Origin of the sequence: Pseudonocardia xishanensis (assembly GCF_039541715.1) — a bacterium.
Lineage (GTDB): Bacteria > Actinomycetota > Actinomycetes > Mycobacteriales > Pseudonocardiaceae > Pseudonocardia > Pseudonocardia xishanensis.
Map to the genome: position 1 here is coordinate 109,536 of NZ_BAABGT010000029.1, position 24,916 is coordinate 134,451.

17 protein-coding genes are annotated in these 24,916 nt (G+C 74.2%); 8 read left to right on the top strand and 9 right to left on the bottom strand.

Features of this window, described 5'->3' with window-relative positions:
* Position 1: 1 nt before the first annotated feature.
* The 3 genes from ABD993_RS11440 to ABD993_RS11450 form a co-directional block, all read right to left on the bottom strand.
* On the bottom strand, positions 2-1,216 hold the full coding sequence (locus ABD993_RS11440) for a copper resistance CopC family protein (RefSeq protein WP_345415721.1): 1,215 nt from the start codon (positions 1,214-1,216) through the stop codon (positions 2-4).
* Positions 1,213-2,337: a DUF1775 domain-containing protein gene (locus ABD993_RS11445; RefSeq protein ID WP_345415724.1), complete on the bottom strand. Its 1,125-nt coding sequence runs from the start codon at positions 2,335-2,337 to the stop codon at positions 1,213-1,215. Before ABD993_RS11445 ends, ABD993_RS11440 begins: the two co-directional genes overlap by 4 nt.
* Positions 2,338-2,459: 122 nt before the next feature.
* Positions 2,460-4,775 (bottom strand): copper oxidase, encoded by a 2,316-nt coding sequence (locus tag ABD993_RS11450; protein WP_345415727.1) that lies wholly within the window; start codon positions 4,773-4,775, stop codon positions 2,460-2,462.
* A gap of 605 nt (positions 4,776-5,380) precedes the next feature.
* Here ABD993_RS11450 and ABD993_RS11455 point away from each other — a divergent pair.
* The 3 genes from ABD993_RS11455 to ABD993_RS11465 are packed head-to-tail and all read left to right on the top strand — an operon-like array spanning position 5,381 to position 7,713.
* A complete protein-coding gene (locus ABD993_RS11455) occupies positions 5,381-6,112 on the top strand; it encodes a helix-turn-helix domain-containing protein (protein WP_345415730.1) in 732 nt (243 codons plus the stop codon).
* Between the two features lie 51 nt (positions 6,113-6,163).
* Entirely contained in the window at positions 6,164-6,484 is a 321-nt protein-coding gene (locus tag ABD993_RS11460; RefSeq protein WP_345415733.1) for a 2Fe-2S iron-sulfur cluster-binding protein, read from the top strand.
* Entirely contained in the window at positions 6,481-7,713 is a 1,233-nt protein-coding gene (locus ABD993_RS11465) for an NAD(P)/FAD-dependent oxidoreductase (RefSeq protein WP_345415736.1), read from the top strand. The genes ABD993_RS11460 and ABD993_RS11465 overlap by 4 nt, the downstream gene beginning before the upstream one ends.
* A 16-nt stretch (positions 7,714-7,729) precedes the next feature.
* On the opposite strand, the gene ABD993_RS11470 is transcribed toward ABD993_RS11465, so the two are convergent.
* The 3 genes from ABD993_RS11470 to ABD993_RS11480 all read right to left on the bottom strand — a co-directional run bounded on the left by ABD993_RS11470 (position 7,730) and on the right by ABD993_RS11480 (position 11,028).
* A complete protein-coding gene (locus ABD993_RS11470; protein WP_345415739.1) occupies positions 7,730-8,320 on the bottom strand; it encodes a DUF1707 SHOCT-like domain-containing protein in 591 nt (196 codons plus the stop codon).
* Positions 8,317-10,044 (bottom strand): hypothetical protein, encoded by a 1,728-nt coding sequence (locus ABD993_RS11475; protein WP_345415742.1) that lies wholly within the window; start codon positions 10,042-10,044, stop codon positions 8,317-8,319. Before ABD993_RS11475 ends, ABD993_RS11470 begins: the two co-directional genes overlap by 4 nt.
* A gap of 120 nt (positions 10,045-10,164) precedes the next feature.
* A complete protein-coding gene (locus ABD993_RS11480; RefSeq protein ID WP_345415744.1) occupies positions 10,165-11,028 on the bottom strand; it encodes an alpha/beta fold hydrolase in 864 nt (287 codons plus the stop codon).
* Positions 11,029-11,090: 62 nt separating this feature from the next.
* Here ABD993_RS11480 and dprE1 point away from each other — a divergent pair, with 62 nt between their 5' ends.
* From dprE1 to ABD993_RS11495, 3 genes are read left to right on the top strand one after another with little or no spacing between them, the layout of a single operon-like run.
* On the top strand, positions 11,091-12,452 hold the full coding sequence (gene dprE1, locus ABD993_RS11485) for a decaprenylphosphoryl-beta-D-ribose oxidase (protein WP_345415746.1): 1,362 nt from the start codon (positions 11,091-11,093) through the stop codon (positions 12,450-12,452).
* Positions 12,453-12,486: 34 nt separating this feature from the next.
* Complete coding sequence (gene dprE2, locus ABD993_RS11490; protein WP_345415749.1) at positions 12,487-13,242, top strand: decaprenylphospho-beta-D-erythro-pentofuranosid-2-ulose 2-reductase; 756 nt, start codon at positions 12,487-12,489, stop codon at positions 13,240-13,242.
* 24 nt (positions 13,243-13,266) lie between these two features.
* Complete coding sequence (locus ABD993_RS11495; protein WP_345415752.1) at positions 13,267-13,905, top strand: nitroreductase family protein; 639 nt, start codon at positions 13,267-13,269, stop codon at positions 13,903-13,905.
* Positions 13,906-13,954: 49 nt separating this feature from the next.
* Here the strand turns inward: ABD993_RS11495 and ABD993_RS11500 are convergent, their stop codons facing one another.
* Together ABD993_RS11500 and ABD993_RS11505 are read right to left on the bottom strand one after the other, a co-directional pair.
* A complete protein-coding gene (locus tag ABD993_RS11500; protein WP_345415755.1) occupies positions 13,955-14,593 on the bottom strand; it encodes a class I SAM-dependent methyltransferase in 639 nt (212 codons plus the stop codon).
* 28 nt (positions 14,594-14,621) lie between these two features.
* The gene (locus ABD993_RS11505; RefSeq protein ID WP_345415758.1) at positions 14,622-16,679 is read right to left on the bottom strand and encodes an acyltransferase family protein; all 2,058 of its coding nucleotides are present in this window, start codon (positions 16,677-16,679) and stop codon (positions 14,622-14,624) included.
* A gap of 194 nt (positions 16,680-16,873) precedes the next feature.
* Here ABD993_RS11505 and ABD993_RS11510 point away from each other — a divergent pair, with 194 nt between their 5' ends.
* A complete protein-coding gene (locus ABD993_RS11510) occupies positions 16,874-20,038 on the top strand; it encodes an arabinosyltransferase domain-containing protein (RefSeq protein WP_345415761.1) in 3,165 nt (1,054 codons plus the stop codon).
* Between the two features lie 24 nt (positions 20,039-20,062).
* On the opposite strand, the gene ABD993_RS11515 is transcribed toward ABD993_RS11510, so the two are convergent.
* Positions 20,063-21,769 (bottom strand): arabinofuranosyltransferase AftB family protein, encoded by a 1,707-nt coding sequence (locus tag ABD993_RS11515; protein ID WP_345415764.1) that lies wholly within the window; start codon positions 21,767-21,769, stop codon positions 20,063-20,065.
* A gap of 153 nt (positions 21,770-21,922) precedes the next feature.
* On the opposite strand from ABD993_RS11515, the gene ABD993_RS11520 reads away from it, so the two are divergent.
* Complete coding sequence (locus ABD993_RS11520) at positions 21,923-24,862, top strand: arabinosyltransferase domain-containing protein (RefSeq protein WP_345415766.1); 2,940 nt, start codon at positions 21,923-21,925, stop codon at positions 24,860-24,862.
* Positions 24,863-24,916: the final 54 nt, after the last annotated feature.

Consider the following 24,916-nt stretch of genomic DNA (forward strand, 5'->3'; position numbering starts at 1 on the left):
GTCAGCCGACCACGAGCAGTGCGGGCCCGGCGGGGAGCAGACCGACGGCGACGACCGCGGCGACCGTGGCGGTCGCGACCACCAGCCGCAGGACCATGGACGCCGGTGCGCGGGCCGCGAGCAGCCCGCCGAGTGCGACGACCACGCCCGCGACCGCGAGGACGGCCGCCTGGGTCAGGCCGCCGGTGAGCCCGCTCGCCACCAGCACCAGCGCGGCGGGCAGCAGCAGCCCGGTCCGCGGCTCGGTGGCGAACAGCGTCCCGACGACCACGCCGGCCGCGAGCAGCATCGCGGCGCCCGCGACCAGCGCGAGCGGCGCCGGGCCGCCGGGCTCGTGCGGGGACGCCACGACGAACGTCACCGCCAGGGCGGCACCGGCGAGGAGCACGGCCACCGCGCGTGGCGCACTCCCGGAACCCGCCCGCGCCAGGAACCGGAGCCCGATCGCGGCGATCACCAGGCCGCCGAGCCGAGCCAGCAGCGCGGTCCCGACCTCCGAGGCCGCCGTCGCCGGGACCAGCGCGGGATCGAGCGCGCCCCACAGGCCGGTCCGGGCGGCGTACCCGCCGAACAGGAGGAAGGTCGCCGCGGTGGCCGCGGCCGTCGTCCACCAGGTGCGGGCGAAGGACCGGTGCAGGTCACCCACCCCGTGCGCGGCGGCGCGGAACGCCGTGGCCAGCAGCAGCACGAAGCCGACCAGCCCGATCCCGCGGGCGATCCCGAGCGCGACGGCGAGCACCGGGTGCGGATCCGTGCGCAGCTCGGGCAGGGCGATGTCCGCGGTCGGCGCGTAGATGCTGAACTCGAAGCGGCCCTGGGCCGTCTCCCAGTTCGCGGTGGGGACCGACCAGCTCACCCAGTAGGTGCCCTCGTAGCGGGTCTCGGGCATGGCGACGGCGATCGTGTCGTCGCCCGCGTCGGCAGGTCGGTAGGGCCGTCCGGAGACGACCTGGTCTCCGGTGGCGGAGGTGATGCCGATCGTCGCCAGTGCGGCGGGGACCGGCCGGTCGAAGGTCAGCCGCACCTCGTCCGGGGACTGCACGAGCTCGTGCATCTCGGGCGTGCTCGACACGAGCAGCGGGTCGGCGGACGGGGTGGGCAGTGCGGCGAGGACCACGCCCCACACGGCCGCGACCAGCAGCACCAGCGCGAGCAGGGGACGCAGGACCCGGCGGCGCGGCGGGTCGACGACCGGCCGCTCGGCGACGGCGGTCACCGGGTCACCCGCACGAGGGGCCGGGTCTCGTCGGGCAGGGGTGCGACCGGGCGACGGCGGGCGCCGACCAGCGGCAGCACCTCCGTCACGTCGTGGTCCGACAACGGGGTCGGCAGGAGAGTCATGGTCTCGCTCTCGGAGGTCTGGTGGTGTCGGCCGGGGGCGGGCCGGGCGTGCCGGGCGACGTGCGCGGCGGACAGGGCGTGCCTGCCGGAGGGTCGGGCCTCGGTGGGCCGGGCCTCGGTGGGCGGAACCCGGGTGAGCCGGGGTTCGGCGGACCGGGGCTCGGCGGACCGGGGCTCGGCGGGACGGGGTGCGGACGCGACCTCGGCGAAGGCCCGCTCGAACAGAGCCATGTCGGAGTGCAGGACGCCGGCCGCGTCGTCGGAGGCGGTGTCGGTGTCGGTGTCGCTGGCGGCCTGCGCTGCGGAGACGGTCGACGGGGCGGCCTCGGCGGGGTCGACGTCCCGCGCCGCGCCGGACCGGCGGCGGCGCAGGCCCGCGACCAGCGCGGCCCCGCCCACCAGCGGGATCAGGCCCAGCAGCGCGGGCGGCCAGCCCGCCGACTCGTCGTCGCCCGCCGGGGCCGAGGGGTCGGTACGGGTCACGACCACACCCGGGCCGGGGGTCGGGACGGGTTGCGCCGGGGCGGCGACCGGGGCCGGGGTGCCGATCGTGACGGCGGGGCCGTCGACGGCGGCCTCCCAGCGATCGACCGATCCGTCGGCGTAGGTCTGTACGGCGGTGAACGCCAGCCTGCCGCGCTCCGGGAGCGGGCTCAGCGTGAGCAGGAACTGCTCGAAGGTGCCGGGCGCGATCCGCCCGCCGGACCAGGTCACGGAGCGGACCATGCGGTCGGCGTCGACGTCCGCGGTCCAGCCCTGCACCGCTGCCGCGCGGGCCGCGTCCAGCGGGATGTCGCTCGGGAACTCGAGTTCCAGCGAGGTCGTCGGCACGCCCGGCTTCTGCGAGGCGACGCGGACGGCGAGGGTCTCCGCGCCGCCGCCCGCCACCTTGCCGGGCACGATCGTGACCTGGGCCGAGGCGGACGGCGCGAGAGCGGTGAGCGCGACGGTCGGGAACAGCACGGACGCGGCGAGGATCCTGCGGTGCAGGGACATGGCAGCTCCTTGGGTGCGGCCGGGGCGCGGGCGGTGCCCACGCCCCGGCCGGGTCCTTCGGGGGGCGGACCCGGGGCCGGCCGTCCTGTGGGGCCGGCCGGCCCCGGGTCACGGGGTTCCGATCAGTTCTTGCCGATCGGGTCGAGCTGCTTCGGGGTCAGCTTCTCCCGGTAGGCCTCCGGGTTCTGCTGGACCCAGCCGTTGTAGACCAGCGGGATCGCGAGGACACCCTGGCCACCCACACCGGGGTGCGCCACGATCTGGTCGTCGACCTTGGTGGTCGGGACCGCGCCCAGGACGATCTGGCCCGCGACGGCGGCGTCGGAGAGGTCACCGTCGTTGTTCGGGTCGGGGTCGATGACCTGCATGGCGTTCGAGAACTTGTTCGAGACGTAGGCGTAGTAGCCGCCGCCCTTCTTGGCCCCGAAGTTGGCGCCGTGGCACCCGGGGTTGCACGGCAGGTCCTTGATGTACTTGTTGGTCTTCGGGTCGATGACCGAGACCGTCTGGGACAGCGTGTTCTCGGCCAGCATGGCCTTGCCGTCCGGGCTCACCGGGGTCTGGATGGTGAGGCCGCCCCAGGGCTTGCCCGCCTCGGGACCGGTCTGCGGGTTGTAGTTCTGCCACAGGTCGATCGTCGAGAGCTTCGCCGTGCCGCCGTTCGGGGTGGCACAGGCGTCCTCCTTCAGGGAGACACAGGTGATGCTGCCGCCCAGGAAGTTGGACAGGTAGGCCTTCTTGTCGTCCGGCGTCATCGACGTGGCGATCGGGAAGGCACCCACCGGCTCGTGGCGAACGGTGCCCGAGTCGAGGTCGGCGATGACGGCCGAGTTGGTCATCGTCTCCGGGGCGACGACGGTCGAGCCGTCGGCGCTGGTCCAGTGAGCGTGCGGGTGCGGCGTGACCCCGCTCTGCGGGTTCACCGGGATGCGCTTGGTGATCTTCTCGCCGCCCGGCGAGGCCAGGACGATGTCCTTGCCTGCGTTGATGCCGATCGTGAGCTCATCGTTGCCCGGACGGGTCATGACGTGCGCCGGGTTCGGGCCGACCTCGAGGCTACGGATCCACTTGCCGGTGGCCCGGTCGAACACGTCGGTCTTGTTCGAGAACCACTCGTTGCCGTAGATGTACTTGTAGTCCTTGTCGGTCCACATGTTGTGGACGTTGTTCATCTCGATCCCGGGCGCCGCGATCTTCTGCGCGACGGTCCAGTTCTCGACGTCGACCTTGGTCAGGGAGCCCTCCTTGACCTTGCCGGCGTAGTCCTCCATCTGGGTCGCCATCCAGACCTCGCCGACGCCCGGGGTCTTCGGGGCGGTCAGCTTGGGCAGGGTTCGCGGGAACTGGAACTTCTTGTCGAAGTACGCGTCCAGGTTCGGGATGAGGACCGGGTTGCCCGCAGGGTCGTACTGCAGGATCGGGGCCGGCGGCTGGATGGGGTTCCAGGAGACGTCCTCGGTCGCGCTGTACTGCTGCCAGTTGTTCGGGTTGGTGGCGGTGAAGAAGGTGTTGACCAGGCGCTGGATCAGGTCGGAGTTCGACGCGACCGGCTTCTCCTGGCCGTTGACCATCAGCTTCTCGCCGAAGTCGAGGCCGAGGGTCAGCGGGTCGTCGACCACGACGGCGCCGAGCATGTACGGCGCGATCGAGTCGGTGAACGCGTACAGGCCGGGCTTGTCGAGCTGGATGGTCTTCTTGCCGTAGAAGGCCCCCTTCGCCTCCTCGTACGGGAAGGCCTGGGCCCCCTCGGGCGCGATCAGACCGATCGGGTTGCGGATGCTCCCGGACTTGGCGGGGTCGACGTTGAACGTCACCGTCACCGGGGGCCCGGCGACGGCGAACTCGGCGAGCGAGTTCAGCACGCCCTGCAGGTCGACACCGACCGGCAGGTCGAGCAGGTTGACCGGCTCGTTCGCGGGGAGCTTGCCGACGGCGTCGGCCAGCTGTCCGAGCAGGTCCTCGGCGCGCAGGGCGAGGCCCTTCGCGGCGGGGTCGGCGGCGCCGATGCCGCGCACCGTCTCCAGGGTCTTGTCCAGGCCCAGCCCGGGGAGGCCGAGTCCGGTGTCGCCGAGCGCGCCCTTGGTCAGGGGGCCGGTCAGGCCGCTCAGCGGGTCCTCGAGGAGGGGACCGCCGATGCTCGGCACGGCGACGGTGGTGCCGAGGCGGGGAAGCTCGGCGACCGCCAGCGACTTGCTGCCGAACAGGTTGAGCCCGGAGTCGAACCACCCACCGTTCTCGTCGGTGATGTCGAAGTTGATGGGGAGCGGGCCGACGCCCACCGGCTGCTGCGCACCCGCGGGGGCGATGGCGGAGACGACGGTCGCCGTGAGCGCCGACGCCGCGAGCACCCCGACGGCCGCGAGGCCGGCGCGACGCCTGCCCTTCGGCTTGCCGGGGGGACTGCTCCGTGGAGGCTCGGGGGGAGCGGATACGGACATGGTGTTCCTCTCGTGAACGCGAATGGTTCAACTGCTTCGAGCCGACCTCTCGGTGGCGAAGCGCGATCAGCTAAACCCAGAGGCGTTAACGAATTCTGTGCATCCGTTTCGCGGGCGTTAAACAGAACCGATTTCTCGGGCCGGTTCGAGGTGAGAAGGAGTGCATTCACACTTGCGTGGGGAGGTGCCACTGAAATGGTTCCACCCAGCGTCTACGCTGCGCACTCTAAAGCTTCCACTGCATGACCGCACAATCAGCGCCGACGGCTCTCCGGGCGTGTAATCCTGAAGGAACCCGTTGGTAACGTGGCGAAACTTTGCTGGTCGCTGCATGTTTCCTGCCTGCAACCGCAATCGGGTGATCGTGCGTCTCACCGCCGCCTTGACGCGCAAATGAGCCCTGTTTTACCTCCGCTTCACGGATCCGGAACCGTTTTGACACGCATCGCCGATGTATTTGCCGGGCGCCGCCGAAGCGCCCGACGTACACCCGATGGGAGGTGGTCGACCACGTCTGCGCACTGAATTCCCGTGCTCCCGGCCGGAGAAACATCGGGCCGGACGAATAGAGCGGTTCCGCACGAACAAGAAGGTCAAGAGCAGGCATGCAGGACAAAGAGGTCGGCCGACTGCCCGATGCTCGTGGGCTGTCGCCGAAGGACCTGGAGGACCTCCGCAGGCGCGCCGTCGGGGCGGTCGAGGCCGGAGTTCCACAGATTCAGGTCGCGCTCGAGCTCGGGGTGTCCCGCCGGGCCGTCGGACAATGGGTGCGTGCGTTCCGGGAGAACGGCGAGGCGTCGTTCCGCCCCGGCAGGCGCGGACGACGGCCGGGCGAGCGGCTGAGCCTCGCGCCCTGGCAGCAGGACCGGGTCGTGGCGGCGCTCGCCACCGGCCCGCCCGACGCACTCGGACTGCCGTGGCTGCTCTGGACCCGACGCTCGGTCGCCGAGCTCATCCGCCGCGACCTGGCGATCACGCTCAGCACCGTGACGGTGGCGAGATATCTGACGCGCTGGGGGATTCTGGGACCCCGGCCGGCTGCGCCGCCGCCCGGTCCCTCCGGGGAGACGGGGGACCGGGCGGCGGTGCAGGTCGCCCTGACGTGGTCCGCGGTCCGCATACCGCCCTGCTCCCGGCCCGGACACGCCCTGGTCGCCGTGTCCGACCAGGAGGTCCTCTACTTCCTGCTCTCGCCCGATCCGTTCGACCACTCCGGTCTGGACGACCTCGAGCGTCGGCTGCGCATGCAGGCCGGCCGGGACGTCCGGATCTCGGTCGCGTCCTGCCCGCGGCGGCAGGCCGATCTCGTCACGGGCTGGCTCGACGCCCGCCGCTGACCGCCGGGGCTCCCCTCCCGCCGATCGATCCGCACCACCTCAGGAGATCTTGTGCCCACCGTGACCTACGTCCTCCCGGACGGTTCGAACCAGACGATCACGACCGCCAGCGCGACCAGTGTGATGCAGGCGGCCGTCGCCCACCAGGTGCCCGGCATCATCGGGGAGTGCGGCGGCGCCGCGACCTGCGGCACCTGTCACGTCTACCTGGACCGCAGCACCGAGACCTTCCTCCCCCCTGGCGACGACGAGGAGGCGATGCTCGAGTGGACCGCCTCCCCCCGGGCGGACAACAGCAGGCTCGCCTGCCAGCTGCGACCGTCGAACGACGCGGCCCAGCTCGTCGTCCGGGTGCCGGCGGAGCAGCAGTGAGGGACGGGATCGTCGTCGTCGGTGCGGGACACGCGGGGGTCCAGGCCGCCGACGCGCTGCGCGAGCGCGGCTACTCGGGCCCGGTCACGCTGGTCTCCGGGGAGCCCGAGCTGCCCTACACCCGTCCGCCGGTGTCCAAGGACCTGCTCTACGGCGACGCCGAGCCCGAGCCGCTGCGGCCCGCGTCGTTCTACCGGGAGCGCCGCATCTCGCTGGTGCCCGCCGCCGCCCGCGGGATCGACCGGGACGCCCGGCTCGTGCACGTCAGCGGGGGTATCGTGGCCCGCTACGACCACCTGGTCCTCGCGACCGGCGCCCGGGCGCGCAGGCCGGACCAGCCCGGCTCCGACCTGCGGGGCGTGCTCACCCTGCGCACCGCGGCGGACGCCCGCATGCTGCGCGGGTACCTGCGACCCGGCGCCCGCGTCGTCGTCCTGGGCGGGGGGTTCATCGGTCTGGAGGTGGCCGCCGCCGCCCGTGCCCAGGGCGCGGAGGTCACGCTGATCGAGCGCGGCGACCGGGTGCTGGGGCGCGGGGTCAGCGCGACGACCGCCGCGATGGTCACCGAGCACCACCGCGAGGCGGGCGTCCGGCTGGTCCTCGGCGAGCAGGTCGCGTGCTTCGTGTCCGAGGGCGGCGGCGTCACCGGCGTCCGGACCGGAGCGGGCGGGCTCGTGGCGGCGGACGTCGTCGTCGCCGGGATCGGTGCGGTCCCCGACGACGGGCTGGCCCGCGCCGCGCGGTTGCCCGTCCGGAACGGGATCGTGGTCGACCAGTGGCTGACCACCGCCGATCCGCGGATCAGCGCGATCGGGGACTGCGCGGCGGTGCGCGAACCGCTCACCGGGGCGATCACCCGTCTGGAGTCGGTGCAGAACGCCTCCGACCAGGCCCGCTACATCGCCGACCTGCTGACCGGCGGGACCTCGCGGCCCTACCGGGCGCTGCCGTGGTTCTGGAGCGACCAGGGGTCGCTGCGCCTGCAGATGGTGCTGCGCTCGCCCGCACACGACCGCACCGTGTCGGTGCGCAACGGTGCGCGCACGTCCGTCCTGCGCTTCGACGGCGGTCTCCTGACCGGGGTCGAATCGATCAACGACCCGTCGACGCACCAGGCCGCGCGGCGGCTGCTCGACCGGGCCGCCCCGACCGAGGCCGAGCTGGCCGAGGTGGACCACGACGTGCGGGCCCTCGCCCGTCAGGTCCGCCAGGAGAAGGTGGGGGCCTAGCGTTCGGAGCGGGACGCTAGATCACCATGCCCGCGACGCGGTAGCGACGGCGCACCACGACCGAGCCGAGGCCCGCACGGCCGTAGATGCGGAAATGCGGGCCCTCCCCCGGGATGCAGGACACCCGGTTGCGGATCATGCCCACCCCGGCGGCGAGGCCCTCGACGTCCGCGGTCGCGCCCTCCGGGATCATGATCCGCGCCGGGCCCGCGCCCAGCTCCAGCTCGATCTCGACCACGGGATGGGTCAGCTCGGCCTCGGTGAAGTCCAGCAGGACCGGGCCCATCGTGCTCTGCACCCGCAGCCGGGCGGGCGCGCGCCACGGCCCCACCCGGCGCAGCGCGCCCATGCCCGTGCGCAGCACCGTCGGCGGTCCGACCGGGGTCGTCAGCGGGACCTCGGCCAGCACGTCCCGCGGGTCGCCGGGCAGGTCCTCGAACGGCGGCAGGAGATCGGCGGCGAACCGCGCGGCGTAGACGACCGCGAGCCGCTCCTCGAGCTCGACCATGGTGATCCGACCCTCGCTCATCGCCCGCCGCAGCCGCGCGGCGGCACGCTCCCGGTCGGCGTCGGAGATACGGATCTCCGGACGGGGTGGAACGCTCATCTCTGCAGCGTAGCGGGCACACGAAAGGTCCACGCCCCGTCTCGCCACTCCCCCGCGGACCCGGTCACCCGGGCGGTCCAGTCGAGGACCGCCGGGCTCGCGGGCCCGGTCACCAGGACGACCGTCACCCCGCGGGCGCGCAGGTCCGCCGCGGCTCCGTCGGGATCGGCGGGCGGTGCCGGCGCGGGCCAGAGATCGACCCACGCCGCACCCAGCTGGTACGGGTTCCAGGCCGACTCGGTCAGCACGGGGTTCCCCGGGTCCGAGCCGAGGAAGTAGCCCCCGGAGAGGCGGTATCCGAAGTCCGACGCGATCTGGTCCCGCAGCGCGTCCGGCCCGCCGTACCAGCGGCTGGTGATCCGCGGCCAGACCTCCACGACCTCCCCGGCCAGCGCGGGCCGGGCCCGGGCGGTCGCGGGCGTGACGCGCTGGGCGTCGGCGGGGAGCCAGGTGAGGAGGACGAGCGCGCCGCCGAGGACCCCCACGTATCCGCGGACGGTCCCGCGCCGCCCGGGGAGACGCGACCGGACCGTTCCGCTGTCCCTCGAGCGGACCGGCGCGCCGTCCTCGGGTCGCTCTCGCGGATGGTCGAGCGCGAGGCCCACCAGGACCGCCGCGGCCAGGACGACGACCACCTGCAGCCTGACGGGCTCGATCTCGGCCACCAGGGGCACGTGCAGCAGGGCCTGCCACGGGAGGTCGACGCCGACCGGTTCGGTGCCCACGTACAGCCGCGGGCCGAGAGCGAGGACCCAGGCGAGCGCGCCCACGGCGACCGCGACCCGGGCCCGCGCCCCACCGACGACGAGGGCCACGACCGCGAGCAGCAGCGCCGCGAACCCCAGGTAGCCGCCCTGCTCTCCGAGGTTGCCCTGCATGGCCGGGGTGACGCCGTGGAGGAGGGTGACCCAGGTGGGGGTCAGCGTGTTCGCGAGGTCGGCGCTGCCGTAGTCCGGCGACCGCAGCGGGCCCTGCGGGCGGGCGGGCCCGGCGACCACGAGGTACAGCGGATAGCCCGCGACCAGCGCGACCGTCCCGAGGCAGGCGAGTCCCGCCCTCAGCAGACCCGGAAGCCGGGCCGCCGCCCGGCGCGGATGGGCGACGGCGAGGACCAGCGCCAGGAGGAGCAGCGCCAGCACCCCCACCGCGAGGGTCTGGGTGTAGAGCCAGGCCTGCAGGGCGAGCGCGAGACCGGTCAGGGCGCCGAGGACCCAGGGCCGGGTGAGGTCGCGGACGAACAGTCGGTGGGCCAGTCCGAGCAGCACCGGCGGTAGCACGGCCCAGACGAGGTTGAGGTGGCCGGCCTGCAGGTGGGCCAGCATGAACGGCGAGAAGGCGTACAGCCCGCCCGCCACGGCGCGCGCGAGACGCGACCGCACGATCCCGCCGAGCGCCCAGGCCGCCGCGGTCCCCGACACGACCGGGCCGAGGATCATCCCGACGTCGAACGCCGCCGTCGCGCCTGCCGTCCAGGTGATCGGCGCGAGGACGACACCGAGCAGCGGGACCGCGGTGTTCCAGAGCGCGTTGATCCCGGTCGGGTGGTTCTGGAGGTCGGTGACCAGCGAGAACTCGTGGGCGGTGTGCGCGAGCCACCAGGTGAAGCCGGTCGCGTCCGCCGACACGCGCCCGATCGCGCTGCCGGTGAGGTCGCCGAGCACCCGCCGCTGCAGGAGCACCGAGACCGCGAGGTAGCTCGCGATCGTCAGCAGTCGGGCGGGCACCCGGCGCAGGGTGTCACAGCCCGCGAGTCGCACACCCCCCAGAGGGCGGCTCTCGGGCTGTGGTGTCGGATTCGCGGGCGGTGGAGTCCCACTCGCGGGCGGTGGTGTCCTACCCGCGGGTCAGCCGGCCAGGACCTCCTCGAGGCGGGCGGCGAACTCCTCGGGCTTGCCGGGCATGCCGAACTCGGGGCCGAGGAAGCCGCCGTGGTTGCTCGGGAAGACGGTCGCCTCCCGGCCCAGGGCCGCGGCCGTGGCCTCGGAGGTGCGGGCGGTGAAGGTACCGGCGGACTCCTCGCCCACGGCGATCACCACGCGCGTCGACGCGGCCTTCAGCGCCTCGACGTCCGGGATGTAGTCACTGACGGCCCACGCCCGGTCGGAGAGCAGCGGGTCGTCGCGGCGCCCGTCGTCCTCGGAGGGCATGCCGAACTGGGCCGGGTCCGGGGCAGGCTGGGCGAAGTACGCGTCCGTGTACTCGCCCTGCCAGCTCGTCATCGCGATGAACTGCGCCATCCCCGCCCCCCACCCCTTGGCCCAGTAGGCGTCGAAGAAGCCCTGGCGGGCTCGGTTCGCGGCCGGCGCGTCCGGGAGCACCGCGCACAGTGGCGGCTCGTGCGCGACCAGGGTCACGACGTCCTCGGGGTGCGCGGCGACCAGCGCCAGCCCGACCACGGCCCCGCCGCTGGAGCCGAAGACCTCGACCGGCCCGCCGACCTCCGCGATCAGCCGGTGCAGGTCCCCGGCCTGGACGACCGGGTCCATGTCCGTCCGGCCGTCCCGGCGGACGGAGCTCCGACCCAGGCCGCGGGGGTCGTAGGTGATCAGCGTGCGGTCGGGGAGGTAGCCGGCGAGGGTGAAGAAGCCGCCTGCCTCCATGGGCTGGCCGATCAGCAGCAGCGGCGGGCGGCCGTCCGCCGTCGGGAGCGGGCCGTGGACGTCGTAGACCAGGTCGACCTCGTCGGTCGCGAGCGTGTGGGTCTCCATGCGGCATGAGACCGCACCCTCGCCGCGAACTCATCGGCCGCTCGCCGATACCCTCGTCCGCGATGAGCACAGCAGGCGAGACCCGCACCCTGCACGGCTGGGGGCGCACCGCGCCCACGATCGCCACCGTGGTCACGCCGCGGTCCCCGGAGGAGGTCGGCGCCGCGATCACCGCCGCGGGCCGCCGCGGGATCATCGCCCGCGGCCTCGGCCGCTCCTACGGCGACCCGGCGCAGAACGCGGGCGGCACCGTCCTGGACATGACCGGCCTGGGCACGATCCACTCGATCGACGTCGACTCCCACCTCGTCGACGTCGACGCCGGCGTCTCGCTGGACACCCTGATGCGGCGGGCGCTGCCCTTCGGGCTGTGGATCCCGGTGCTGCCCGGCACCCGCCAGGTCACGATCGGCGGCGCGATCGGCGCGGACATCCACGGCAAGGCGCACCACGTCGTCGGTAGCTTCGGCAACCACGTCGTCTCGATGACGGTCGTGCTGGCCGACGGGTCGGTCCGCGAGCTCACGCCGGACGGTCCCGAGTCCGAGCTGTTCTGGGCGACCGTCGGCGGGATGGGGCTGACCGGGGTCGTCGTGCGGGCGCGGCTGAAGCTGCACCCGGTGGAGACGGCCTACTTCAAGGTCGACACCGAGCAGATCGACAACCTCGCCGACCTGATGCGCAGGCAGACCGAGGACGACGAGCGCTACGCCGAGTCGGTCTCCTGGTTCGACGCCGTCACGACCGGGGAGCACTTCGGCCGCGGCCTGCTGACCAGGGCGAACCACGCGACGCTGGCGGACCTGTCCCCCAAGCAGCGGCGCGACCCGCTGAAGTTCGACGCGCCGCAGCTGCTGACCGTTCCGGACATCTTCCCGCCGGGCATGCTGAACAGGATCACGGGCAAGCTGTTCTCCGAGGTCTGGTACCGCAAGTCGCCCACGAAGCTGGGCGCGATCCAGAACATCACCCAGTTCCTGCACCCGCTGGACATCGCGGGCGAGTGGAACCGCGGCTACGGCCCGCGCGGGTTCCTGCAGTACCAGTTCGTGGTGCCGGAGGACCGGGGAGACGTGATCCGCACCGTGCTGTCGCTGGTCACCGAGGCCGGGCAGGTGTCCGCGCTCAACGTGCTCAAGCGGTTCGGCGAGGGCAACCGCGCACCGCTGTCCTTCCCCAAGCCGGGCTGGACGCTGTGCCTCGACATCCCGATCGGCCCCGGCCTCGGCGAGCTGTGCGACGAGCTGGACCGCGTGGTGCTCGACGCAGGAGGCAGGCACTACCTGGCCAAGGAGTCCCGGACCACGCCGGAGGCGATCCGGCGCGGCTACCCGCGGCTCGACGAGTGGCGCAAGATCCGCGCCACGGTGGACCCCGAGGGCGTGTTCGCGTCCGACATGGCACGACGACTGGAGCTGGTCTGAGCATGATGGATGGCCGAAACGAGCGGAGCGAGTCGTGATGGACGCCGTCGGGAACCCGCAGAGCATTCTCCTGCTGGGCGGCACCTCGGAGATCGGGCTGGCGACCGTCGAGGCGTTCGCGGGCGACCGTCCGCTGCGCGTCGTGCTGGCAGGCCGCGCGTCTTCTCGTCTCGACGACGCGAAGACCCGGCTCGAGGGCAGGGGCTGTGCGGTCGAGCTGGTCGACTTCGACGCGCAGGCCTTCGACACCCACGCCGCCGTCGTCGACAAGGCGTTCGCTGCGGGGGACGTCGACGTGGCGATCGTGGCGTTCGGGCTGCTCGGGGACAACGAGGAGGCCTGGACGGACGCGGCGAAGGCCGTCGAGCTGGCGCAGGTCAACTACACCGCGGCCGTGTCGGTCGGGGTGGCGCTGGGAGACCGGCTGAAGGAGCAGGGCCACGGCTCCCTGGTGGCATTGTCGTCGGTCGCGGGCGAGCGCGCGCGGCGGTCGAACTTCGTCTACGGCTCCACGAAGGCCGGGCTGGACGCGTTCTACACCGGGCTCACCGAGGCCCTGCGTCCGTCCGGGGTGACGGTGACGGTGGTGCGGCCCGGGTTCGTGCACACCAAGATGACCGAGGGCCTCAAGCCCGCGCCGCTGTCCACCACACCGGAGGCGGTCGCCGAGGTGATCGTGCACGCCGTGCGCACGAAGACGGAGCTCGTGTGGGCGCCTGCACCGCTGCGGTTCGTGATGTCCGCGCTGCGGCACGTCCCGCGACCGATCTTCCGCCGGCTGCCCGTCTGATGCAGGTGCTCTAGTGTCGGCGCCATGGCAGAGCTGCTCCCGCTGGACCCCGACCAACTGCTGACGTCGACCCGCTCGGTGCGCAAGCGCCTCGACCTGGAGCGGCCGGTGCCGCTCGACGTGGTGCGCGAGGCCCTCGAGGTGGCGCTGCAGGCGCCGAGCGGCAGCAACACCCAGGGCTGGCACTGGATCGTGCTGACCGACCCGGACAAGCGGAAGGCCGTCGCGGACCTGTACGCGACGTCCTTCGCGGCCTACCGCGCCGCAGGCAGGAAGGAGTGGGCGGACCAGGATCGGCAGGCCACGCAGGAGCGGGTGCAGTCCAGTGCGGACTTCCTCGCCGAGCACATGGCCGAGGTCCCGGTGCTGGTCATCGGGGCGATCTTCACCGGCGGTGAGCTGCCCGCAGGGAACCAGGCGGGACTCTGGGGCTCGCTGCTCCCCGCCGCATGGAGCCTGCAGCTCGCGCTGCGCGCGCGGGGGCTGGGCAGCGCGTGGACCACGCTGCACCTGGCCTACGAGAAGGAGATCGCCGCGCTGCTCGGGATCCCGGACACGGTCCGACAGGGCGTGCTCCTCCCGGTCGCGTACACGAAGGGCACCGACTTCAAGCCCGCCCCGCGCGCTCCCCTGGACGAGGTGCTGCACGTCGACGGCTGGTGAGCTCGGGGATCCCCGAGCGTCGCTCAGTGGCGCTCGGGGACCCCGAGAGTCACGGGGTCGGCTTCTCCAGGACGAACACCGCGTTCTCGCCCTCGCCGGGGTTGAGGAACAGGGTGCCGATGCCGTGCTGCGTGCGGGCCGGCGCGGTCCGCGGGTCGAGCAGGGTCGGGATTCTGCCGTAGGGGCCGCGGGTGAGGCCGTCCGAGCCCTCGCGGTGGACCGTCAGGCCCGCCTTGGTGAACAGGGTCCGCCACTCGTCGTGGGTGCGGTTGCCCGCCCGGTCGCCCGCCCAGTCTCCGCGGGTCAGCGCGCGGCCGCGGCCCGCCGGATCGGGGACCAGGACGATCGCCCGGCCACCCGGGACGAGGATCCGGGCCCAGTGCGCGACGGTGGTGTCGTCGTCCCCGCCGCGGGCGAGGACGTCGAACGCCGCGATGCCCTGGAACGAGTCCGACGAGACCGCGCCCGGCCCGAGGTGGACGGGGCAGCCGGGCGCCCGGCTGCGCATCCGCTCGGCGCCCGCCGGGTCCGCGGCGACCCCGGAGGCGGGGCCGTGGTCGGCCAGCCTGCGCAGCAGCACACCGTCCTCCGCCACCAGGAACGGCCCGCGCCCCACGTAGTGCAGGACGAGCCGCAGGTACCAGGCCAGCGGGCCGGACGGGCCGGGATCGGGGCGACCGGAGTGCACGGCCGCATCGTCGCAAGCCCCGCCGGGGCTACGCGGACCGGCCCCGGCGGTCCGGGCCGCGCTGGCCCGCGATGTGCGGCGCCGCGTGCGGGCGGACGTTGCGGACCCGGTGCCTGCCCTTGGCCAACGCGGACCCGACGAGCTGCTCGGCGAGCTCCGGGTGCGGCGAGCGGAGCTCCGCGTTCCGGGCCGCGAGGACGCGCTCCACGGGCCGCTGCTCCGGCAGGGGTGCCACGACCGGGACGCTCGGCGCACCGACCGGCACGTCCGCGATCGGGGCGGGCCCGACCGGCCGGATGTCGGCGGCCACGGGCCGCCACCCGGCGGGCACGAGCTCCGCGGGTCCGGGCGTGAAGGGACGGGTCACCGTCGGGCGCGGATCGGGACGACCGGGGCCGGACGGCACCGGGCCGGGGCGACCGGACCCGGGCAGCGCGGGCTGCGCCGCGCTCCCGACGGACACCAGGACCTCCGGCAGGGCGCGGGTCGCGGGGTCGCGACGGGCGACCTCGTTCGGGATCGGGTCGCTCCGCCGTGCCACCGCGGGCACCCGGACCTCGCGCCGCGGCCGGGGCTCCGGCCAGTCCACACCCCGCAGGCCGACGGCCTTCTCCGCCGCCGCCACCGGCAGCACGACCGGGATCTCGCTGGTCGCCGGGTCGCGACGGGCCACGTCGGTGTCCAACGGGATCCCCGCCATCGGCACGACGACCTCCGGGACGACCGGCAGCGGCCGGGTGCGGGGTACGGCCTGGGCCGGAACACCGTGCACGGGACGGGTGCCCTCGACGCGGTCCTGGCCGGGCACGGCGTGGCGCGGGGTGGACACCCGCGGCATCGGCCCGGTCTGGGCGCGGGCCGTGACGGCGGGGTCGTCCGCGCCGTGCAGCAGGCCCGGCAGCTTCTTCATCGCCGTCCGCGCAGGCTCCTCGACCCAGCGGTAGAGCAGGTGGGCGGCGGGGAGGGTGGCGAGCAGGACGGCGAGGCCGACGACGTGGGCGGTCAGGCCGTCGGCGACCAACAGCGTGCTGCCGCCGAAGCCGCCGAACCGGCGCAGGGCCAGCCAGAAGATCTCGAACATCGGGATGTGGATCAGGTAGAGCGCGTAGGAGATGCGCCCGCCGTGCACCATCGCCGGGGTGGAGAGCCAGCGCGCCAGACCCCGGTCGGCCAGCGCCAGCGATCCCACCAGGACCGGGAAGAGCACGATGACCGCGCCGCCCCGGCCGGGACCGACCAGCTCGCCCGCGACCAGCCCCAGCACGATCGCGACCGGCGTGGCGGAGGCGACCATCGACGCGGACCGGCGCACCCGCCCGTCGTGCGAGCGCAGCCTGCGCACCGCCAGGTAGGTCATGATCCCGCCGCCGAAGCCGCAGAGGATCCGGACCACCCAGCTCCAGGGGTAGTACGGGCTGCCCGTCTGGAGGTAGGCCAGCGCGATCGGGGCCATCAGCGCGACCGCTCCGCCCGCGAGGACCACGAACGGCAGGTTCCGCATCCGGTGGAACACCACCGCGACCAGCGGGAACAGCAGGTAGGCCAGCCACTCGGCGCTGATCGACCAGGTCGAGCCGACCCAGGACGCGCCATCGAAGAAGGGCTGGTCCCACAGCTGCACCATCAGCAGCTGCTGGACCCACTCGCCGACCGACAACGTGGGCTGCGTGGCCTGGAAGGCGATGTCCGGGTCCGTTCCGTAGACCGCCCGCGCGACCAGCCAGATCCCGAACATGTGGAAGACCAGCGCGTAGGCGGGCCAGATGCGGCACGCCCGCGCCCAGACGAACCGCCCGGTCGCCCGCACGGTCATCCGCGGGCCGAGCTTCTCCAGGTACGTGTAGGCGATCACGAACCCGGAGAGGACGAAGAACAGGTCGACGCCGAGCGCCCCCGCCGTCACCACCGGCCCCAGCGCAGCGACGACGAGCGCGACGCCCGGCAGCGCGGTGAAGTGGAAGTGGAAGACCACCACCCACGCGGCGGCGACGATGCGCAGACCGGTCAGTGCCCGCAGCTCGGCGGCCGGGGTTCCGGGGGCGGGGCCCGTGGCGGGCACCCTGGCGTGCTCGGCTGTGGTCGTCACATCGACCACAACGGTGCCGCCGGGTGGCCGTCACGGGTGTCCCCTACATAGCGCCCAAATGGCCTAGCGCGTTACTCAGGGTGCGGGAACTACAAGGATGTCATTCTGTATCCCCGAACCGGATGAACGACCTGTGACCACCCCGACGCCCCAGGGTCGGCGGCCCGAACCACGGACAGCTACCGTCAGTCGGCGTGCTGACCACCGACACGGTGGCCGAGGCTCCCCAGGCCTCCGCTCCCCCTCAGCAGACCACGAGGCTGCGCGCGCTCGCGGCGGCCCTCGGGCTGCTCTCCGCCGCCCTGTCGCTGGCGATCCCGTTCCTGCCCGTCACGCAGAACACGGCCGACCTGAGCTGGCCGACCGCCGCGGGCGGCACCGCGCCCGTCGTGGCGCCACTCGTCGCCCTGCGTCCCGAGTCGTTCGACGCGACCGTCGGCTGCGCCGCGATCCGCAGCCTCGACGCCCGCTCCCCCGCGGACGGCACCGTCCTGACCACCACCGCACCCGGTGCGCCCGACGGCGCCGCGGTGGGCCTGCGCGTGGGCGTCGACCGGGGCAGGCTCGTCGTCGACGACCGGGGCAGGCGGCTGGCCGACACCGTGCTGCCCGCGGCGGAGTGCGGGCTGGAGATCCGGTCGGACGCGACCCGGACGACCGTCACGCTGGGGGGCGCCGAGCTGGCGGCCGCGGACGGCGACCAGCGACCGCAGGTCGCCGGGGTCTGGTCCGATCTGGACTCCACACTGGACCCGATGGCGGGCACCGCGGTCCGGTTCGCCGCGGACAACCGGTTCGACAGCGCGCCGACCGCGGCGAAGGTCGTCGCCGGGGTGCTGGCCGTCCTGGCGCTGGTCGGCTGCCTGCTCGTGCTGCGCCGGCTGGACGACCGGGACGGCAGGCGATCGGCAGGCACCCGTCGGCTCGCCCTGCGGCTGCGTGGCCGGGACTGGTGGCGGGACGGCTGCGTCGTCGGCCTGTTGGCGGGCGCCACCGTGTTCGGCAGCATGACCCCGGACGACGGCTACATCCTCGCCATCGCCCGCGGCGACCTGACCTCGGGCTACGTCGGCAACTACTACCGCTGGTTCGACGTACCGGAAGCGCCGTTCGGCTGGTTCTACGAGCTCTACTCGCGCTGGATCCAGGTCAGCGAGGCGGTGCTGTGGCTGCGCCTGCCCGCGTTCGCGATGGGCGTCGCGTCCTGGTTCCTGATCAGCCGCGCCCTGCTGCCCCGGATCGGCAGCCGCGTGCGGCGCAGCCGGTCGGTGGGCTGGGCCGCGGCGGGGGTGTTCCTCTGCTTCTGGATCCCGTTCAACAACGGGCTGCGGCCCGAGCCGGTCGTGGTGATCGCGGCGCTGGTGTCGCTGGTGCTGCTCGAGCGCGCGCTGGTGCTCCAGCGCCTGCTCCCCGTCGCCGGGGCGCTGGTCTCCGGGGCCTTCGCGGTGGCGGCCACGCCCACCGGGCTGATCGCGTTCGCCCCGCTGCTCGCCGCGGCCCGTCCGCTGCTGCGGCTGCTGTCGCGCCGGGCCCGGGCGGCGGGCCGGCTCGCAGTGCTCGCCCCGCTGGTCGCGGCGGGGGTCGTCGTCCTGGTGGCGGTGTTCGCCGACCAGACCTGGCAGACCATCGCCGAGGCGACCCGGGTACGCACCGAGATCGGCCCCAACCAGCCCTGGTACCAGGAGCTCTACCGCTACCAGCTGCTGTTCTCGAACACCAGGGACGGCTCGCTCATGCGCCGGTTCCCGGTGCTGCTGCTCGTCTTCAGCCTCGGGGTGAGCATCGCGGTGCTGCTGCGTCGCGGCCGCATCCCCGGGGCCGCGCTGGGGGTCTCCCGGCGGCTCATCGGCTCGGGTCTGCTCGCCTTCGTGGTGCTGGCGCTGACGCCGACGAAGTGGACCCACCACTTCGGCGCCTTCGCCGCGATCGGCGCCGGGATGGCGGCGGTGGCCGCGCTCGCGACCGCGACGAGCGTGCTGCGGTCGCGGCGCAACCAGGCACTGCTGGTCGCCGGGCTGCTCGTGGTGACCGCGCTGGCCTTCGCGGGCCCCAACACCTGGTGGTACGTCTCGAACTGGGGCGTCCCGTGGTTCGACAAGCCGCCGTCGATCGGTGGGGTCTCGGCGACCTCGCTGCTGCTGCTCGCCGCGGCGGCCACGCTGGTGTACGCCGTGTTCGAGCACCTGCGCGGGCCCGCGGTCCCGCGCCCGCTCGACGCCCGGGCCCGGCGGATCGGCACGGCCCCGATCGCGGTGGTGTGCGCGCTGCTCGTCCTCTTCCAGATCACGACGTTGGCCAAGGGCGTGCAGAAGCAGTGGGGCAGCTTCTCGCTGGCGGCGGACGTCGTCGCGGACCCGGGCGGGTCCCGGTGCGGGCTGGCGGGCCGGATCCTCGTCGAGACGAACCCCGAGGCGGGCACCCTGCGCCCGGTCGACCCCGCAGGCCCCACCTCCGCCGCGGGCTTCGTCCCCGAGGGGGTGCCCCCGACCGGGCCCGGCTCGCGGCGGGACACCGACGGCCAGGGCAACCACGATCCCGGCATCACGGGCACCGGGCCGCACGGCGGCCGGGTGCTGGGCAGCTGGAGCCCCGACCCGCAGCACACCGGGGAGCTGCAGACGACGTGGTACGCGCTGCCCGCCGCCGCCCGGGACGGCTCGGCCCCGCTGGTGCTCGGCGTGGCCGGACAGGTCGGGTCGGGGACCTCGCTCGCGCTGGAGTTCGGTCGGGGCGGAGCCGTCGTCGACACCATCGAGGCGGGCGGTTCGTCGGGCACGGTCACCGCGACCGCCGACCCGCTGGGGACGGCGGCGTCCGGGGCGGGTTGGCGGGACGTCCGGCTCGACCTCGTCGGGCGGCCCGCCGCGACCGCCGACGAGGTGCGGGTGGTGGCGAAGGACGAGGCCCTCGGTGACAACGGCTGGATGGCGGTGGCGGAGCCGCGCGTGCCGGTGCTGACCCCGCTGCCGGACGTGGTGGCGGGCACGGTCGGCTACCTCGACTGGCCGACGCCCTTCCCCAGCCCGTGCCTGCGGCCCTTCGGGATCGAGCGCGGCGTCGCCGAGCTGCCCGCCTACCGGATCCTCGCCGACACCCAGCAGCGCGAGGTCGGCGACAACTGGGGCTTCCCGTCGACGGGCGGGCCGCAGGGCTGGATCAGCCAGGTCGCCGAGCAGCGGCTGCTGCCGACCTACCTGCAGGGTGCGTGGGACTTCGACTGGGGCCAGCTGCGCATGCTGGACCCGTACGTCCCCGCGGGCGCCCCTGACGTCGCCCGGGACACCCGGACGATGTGGGGCTGGCAGCAGGTGGGCACGATCGGGGAGGCCCCCGCCGACCCCCCGCTGGACCGGCCCTAGGCAGGCGGCCGGGGAGACACGGCCCTAGCAGCGGGCCGCGTCCACCGCCTGGCGCGGGTAGCGGTAGGACGTGCGGTCGACCGAGCCGGTGAGGTTTCGCTGGAAGCGGTCGAGGGTGAGCGGGGCGCGATAGGAGTCGATCATCTCGACCGTCCGCGGGCAGAGCAGCGCCGCGCGGGCGGCCTCGACGTACTGCGGCCCGACGAACCCGGTGTCCCCCTCGACCCCGGCGTCCGCCAGGAACCACTCCGGCGTGAGGTCCTTGTCGTGGCCGATCCGGCCCCCGGGGACACCTGTGGCGTGGCCGGCGACCGGGTTGACCAGGCCGACGCCGTCGAGCACCCGGGTGTCCAGCGGAGCCAGTTCACCGGCGACGCCGAGGTTGAGCCACACCAGTGTGTCCCGGTCCATCGTGGACGGGTACACGTACCAGTCCCCGCCGCCGACGATCGCCAGCGACGGGTCACCGGAGCGCTGCAGCCGCGCGACGCCGTCGGCGACCATGGGGTGCGAGGCGTAGTCCTCGGCGGTGACCGGGTTGGGCTCGCCGAGCAGCAGGACGTAGTAGAGCCGCTCGTTGGCGATCCAGTTCGGGCCGAGCGTGGCGCCGTAGGCCGGGCGCAGTGAGGTCAGGCAGAACCCGGCCCACACCGCCACGGCCAGCACCGGGACGATCGTGAACCGGCTCAGTGGGACCACCATCACCGGCAGGAGCAGGCAGAACAGCGCGGGCAGCAGCATCCGGCCGTGCATGAAGTCGCCGCCGACGCGGGTGACGTAGAGGCCGAGCAGCAGCGCGGAGACCACCGGGACGGCGGCGACCACCGCCGTGGGCGCCTTCCGCGGCGCGGGCGGTCCGCCGCGGCGCACCGCGCTCCGCAGCCCCAGCGCGAGGACGGTGAGCAGCAGACCCGCGCCCGCCCACCGGAGCTCGTAGGTGCCCAGCAGGTCGTCGAGGTAGAAGCCGCCCTGCTCCCAGCGCGTCACCCCGGCCTCCTTGGCCAGCGCGGTCGACGGCACGAGCAGGCCGTAGTAGCCCATGCGGAAGATCTCGTACGCCGCGGGCAGCGCCAGCGCCGCCGCGGCCAGGCCGAGGATCCGTCGCCAGCCCGAGCGCCACTCGAGCACCAGCAGCGCGACGCCGACGGGGAGCCAGAGCAGGGCCAGGTCCGGCCGGACGAGCGGGGCCAGCCCCAGCACGACGGCCAGCGGCCAGGCCCCGCGACCGGACCGCAGCAGGCGCACCAGCAGCCACCAGGTCAGGCCCAGCCAGGCGGTGATCAGCCCCGTCTCCAGGCCCGACGTGCCGAAGTCCCAGAAGGGCGGCAGCACCAGCACCACGAGCGCGCCCGCGGGCAGGATCGCGCCGGCGCGCCAGAGCCTCCGCGCCGCGTCGGCGGCGAGGACGAGCCCCGCGACCGACAGCACGAGGCCGAGCACGACCGCGCTCCAGTTCGGCGACCAGACCAGGCTGGGCAGCGCGAGGAGGTAGGTCCAGAGGGTGGAGGTGTTCGCCTCGACCCGCTCGCCCGCGTTGAACACCGGGCCCGCGCCCGCCAGCAGGTTCCGGACGGTGCGCAGGACGATCAGCCCGTCGTCGCTGACCCAGCGCCGGTTCCAGACCAGGGCCGCGAAGGCCGCGCCGAGTAGCACCAGGACCGCGGCGTTCCACGTCCGGCGCGCGGGGGGCACCCGCTGGACCCCGGTCTCGGGGGCCACCACGGTGTCCATCCTCAGCTCCTCGCGACGTCGGATCACGGACTCCTCCTCTTCCCAGACGAGCCCGAACCCCGACGGTTGCCCCATCCTGACCGAAAGACGCACGATCGTGACCGCGACGGGGCCGCGGGTCGTGCGGCGTGTCGCGGCCGGCAGCCTGTCCCCGTGGTCTCCCCCGTCCGCCCCGCCCCCGACACGCTCCGGGAGGACCCCCCGCCGTCCTCCGCCCGGCGTCCGGGGCTCCTCGCCGTCGTGCTCGGCCTCGTCGTGCTCGTCTGTGCCGCCGCGTTCCCGCTCGCGCCGGTCGTGCAGCCGCGCGCCGAGTACGCCTGGGGCGGCCCCGGCGCCGTGCCGACCGCGCTGCCGCTGATGCCGTACCAGCCGACCGAGCTCACGGCGACGGTCGGCTGCACCCGGGTGCCCGGGACCCTGGTCACCACGGTCCCCGCGAACGCGGACCCCACCGCCGCCCCGCTCGACGGCCTGACGGTCGCGGTGGTCGACGACACCGTCCGGGTCACGAGCGCGGGCGTCGAGCTGGCCGCCGTGCCGGTGCCCGCCGGGGACTGCACGGTCGCGGTCCACTCCGACACCGCCGCCACCTCCGTGCTGCTCGACGGCGCCCCGGTCGTCACGCGGACCGGGGACCTGCGCCCCGCCGTCGCCGCACTGCAGTCGGACCGGCCCGAGCTGGTGGCCGTGCAGCTCACCGCCGACACCCGCTTCCAGACCACGATCACCCCGCTCAAGGCGGCGATCGCGGTCGTCGGGGTGCTCGCGCTGCTGGCGATGGTCGTCCTGCTCGAGGCGCGCGGCCGGATCCGGTGGCTGCCGCGCCGCTGGTGGCGGCCCCGGCTCTCCGACCTGGGCGTGACCGCGGTGCTCGGCGTCTGGTGGGTGGTCGGCCCGATCACGGTGGACGACGGGTACATCGCCGGCATCGTCCGCGACCGCGCGAGCAGCGGGTTCGTCGGCAACGTCTACCGCTGGCTGAACGCCCCGGAGGCCCCGTTCAGCTGGTTCTACGACCTGTACTGGCTGTGGGCGCAGATCTCGCCGTCCACGGTGTGGATGCGACTGCCGTCCATCCTCATCGGCCTCGTGACCTGGGGTCTGCTCACGCGGCTGCTGCTGCCGCGGCTGCTCCCGCGGGCCGCGGGTCGGTTGCGGTGGCTCGCCGCGCTCTGCTTCCTGCTGTGGTGGCTGCCGCTCACGCTCGGGCTGCGCCCGGAGCCGTGGGTGGCGCTCGGGATGCTGGGGGCGGTGCTGCTCGTGGAGCGGGCCGTCGCCCTGCGCCGGGTGACCCCGCTGGTGCTCGCGCTGGTGGTGGCGGGGGCGACCACCGCCGTCACGCCGGGCGGGCTGATGGCCTTCGCGCCGCTGGTGCCCGCCGCCGTGCCGCTGCTGCGGATCGTGCGGCGCTCCGGCTGGCGGATCGTGCCGGTGCTGCTCGCGGCGCCCGCCGCGGCGGTGTTCCTGATGGTGTCCGACCAGAGCCTCGCCGGGCTCCTGGAGGCCACCCGGGTCCGGACGGTGATCGGCGGCGGCGAGCACTGGTACGACGAGTACCACCGCTACGCGCTGCTGCTGTCCACCGACCTGCAGGGCTCGCTGGCCAAGCGGGCGCCGGTGCTGCTGACGGTGGTCGCCGCCGTCGCGGTGCTGTGGTCGACGGTGTGGTCGCGGCGGAACACGCCCGCGGTGCGGCTCGCCGTCACCTTCCTCCTCGGGCTCGCCTCCATGACCACCAACCCGACCAAGTGGACCCAGCACTTCGGCGACCTCGCAGGAGTCGGTGCGGGCGTGCTGGTGGTCGGCGTCGTCGTCTGCGGACGCCGGGCGCTCGCAGGCCGGGTCGCGCCCTGGCTCGCGGGGCTCGCGGCCCTGACCGTGGTCGGCTCGCTGATCTGGGCCGGGCAGAACGTGTGGCCGTTCGTGTCGAACTGGTGGGGGCTGACCTGGAGCACGGTCACCCCGCTGCTGGCGGGCACCGCGGTGGCCACGCTCTGGCTCGGCCTCGGGGTGCTGGTGGTCGGGGCGTTGCTGCTCGTCGTGGCGTGGCGGCGGTCCGGCGGGCGGCCGGTGCGCCCGGCCCGGTGGTGGCCCAGCCCGGCGCTGGTGGCGGTCGCGCTGGTGGCCGCGGTCGTCGGGCTGCAGGTCCTGACCTTCGCGCGGACGAGCTGGACGCACCGAGACGACTACACCCTCGCCTCGGACGCGGTGTCCACGCTGCGCGGACAGCCGTGCGGGCTGCAGGAGCGGATGTCGGTGGAGACCGATCCGGCGGCGGGGCTCCTCCCCGTCGCGGCGGGCTCGGGCGGATCGGTCCCCGGGCGGGCGGGCCCGGCCGAGGCGCCCGCCGCGGCGCGGGGCGGCGGCCTCCCGGTCGTCCCGACGGACGCGGGCGGCGTCGAGGTCCCCGGGGTCCGGGCCGCCGGTGTCGGGTCCACCGAGTGGTTCGCGCTGGACCGCACGTCCGCGCTGCCGGTCGTCGTGACCGTGTCGGGGACGCTGCGACCCGGGGACACGCTGGCGGTCGAGTTCGCCGGTCCGTCGGACGAGGTGCTCGCCCGGTCGGGCCTGTCCCCGAGCGACGACACCCCCCGCGACCAGCGGCTCGTTCCGCCGGACGGAGCGACGCGGGTGCGCCTGGCCGTCGACGCACCCGCGGGCTCGGACGCGGCCGCCACCCTGCCCCGGATCCCCGTGCTGACCCGGATGGACCAGCTGCTCCCGGTGCGCACCGAGGCGATCCTGGACTGGCCGGTCGCCTTCGTGTTCCCCTGCCTCACCCCGGCCCCGCTGCCCCTCGGCACCACGGTGCTTCCGGAGTGGCGGGTCGCGCCCCCGCAGTCCGACGGTGCCGCGGGGATCACCTACGCCCCCGGCTTCGGGGGACCGTTCGCCGCAGCCAGGCTACTCGTGACGGAGCGCCGCATGGCGGGCTACCTGGACGGTGATCCACTGCGCGATCCGGCCCAGCTCTACCGTTGGGAACCCGTCGCCTCCTTCGCGACGGCTCAGCCGCAGGTCGCGGATGTGACGGTGAGTGGCCTGGCGGGCACGGGGCGTACCCGCGTCCCGGGTCTCGATCCCATCGGCTGACCCCGCGCCGGCGTGGGCTGATCCGGTGCGACCGGCGTCATACCCCACAATGGG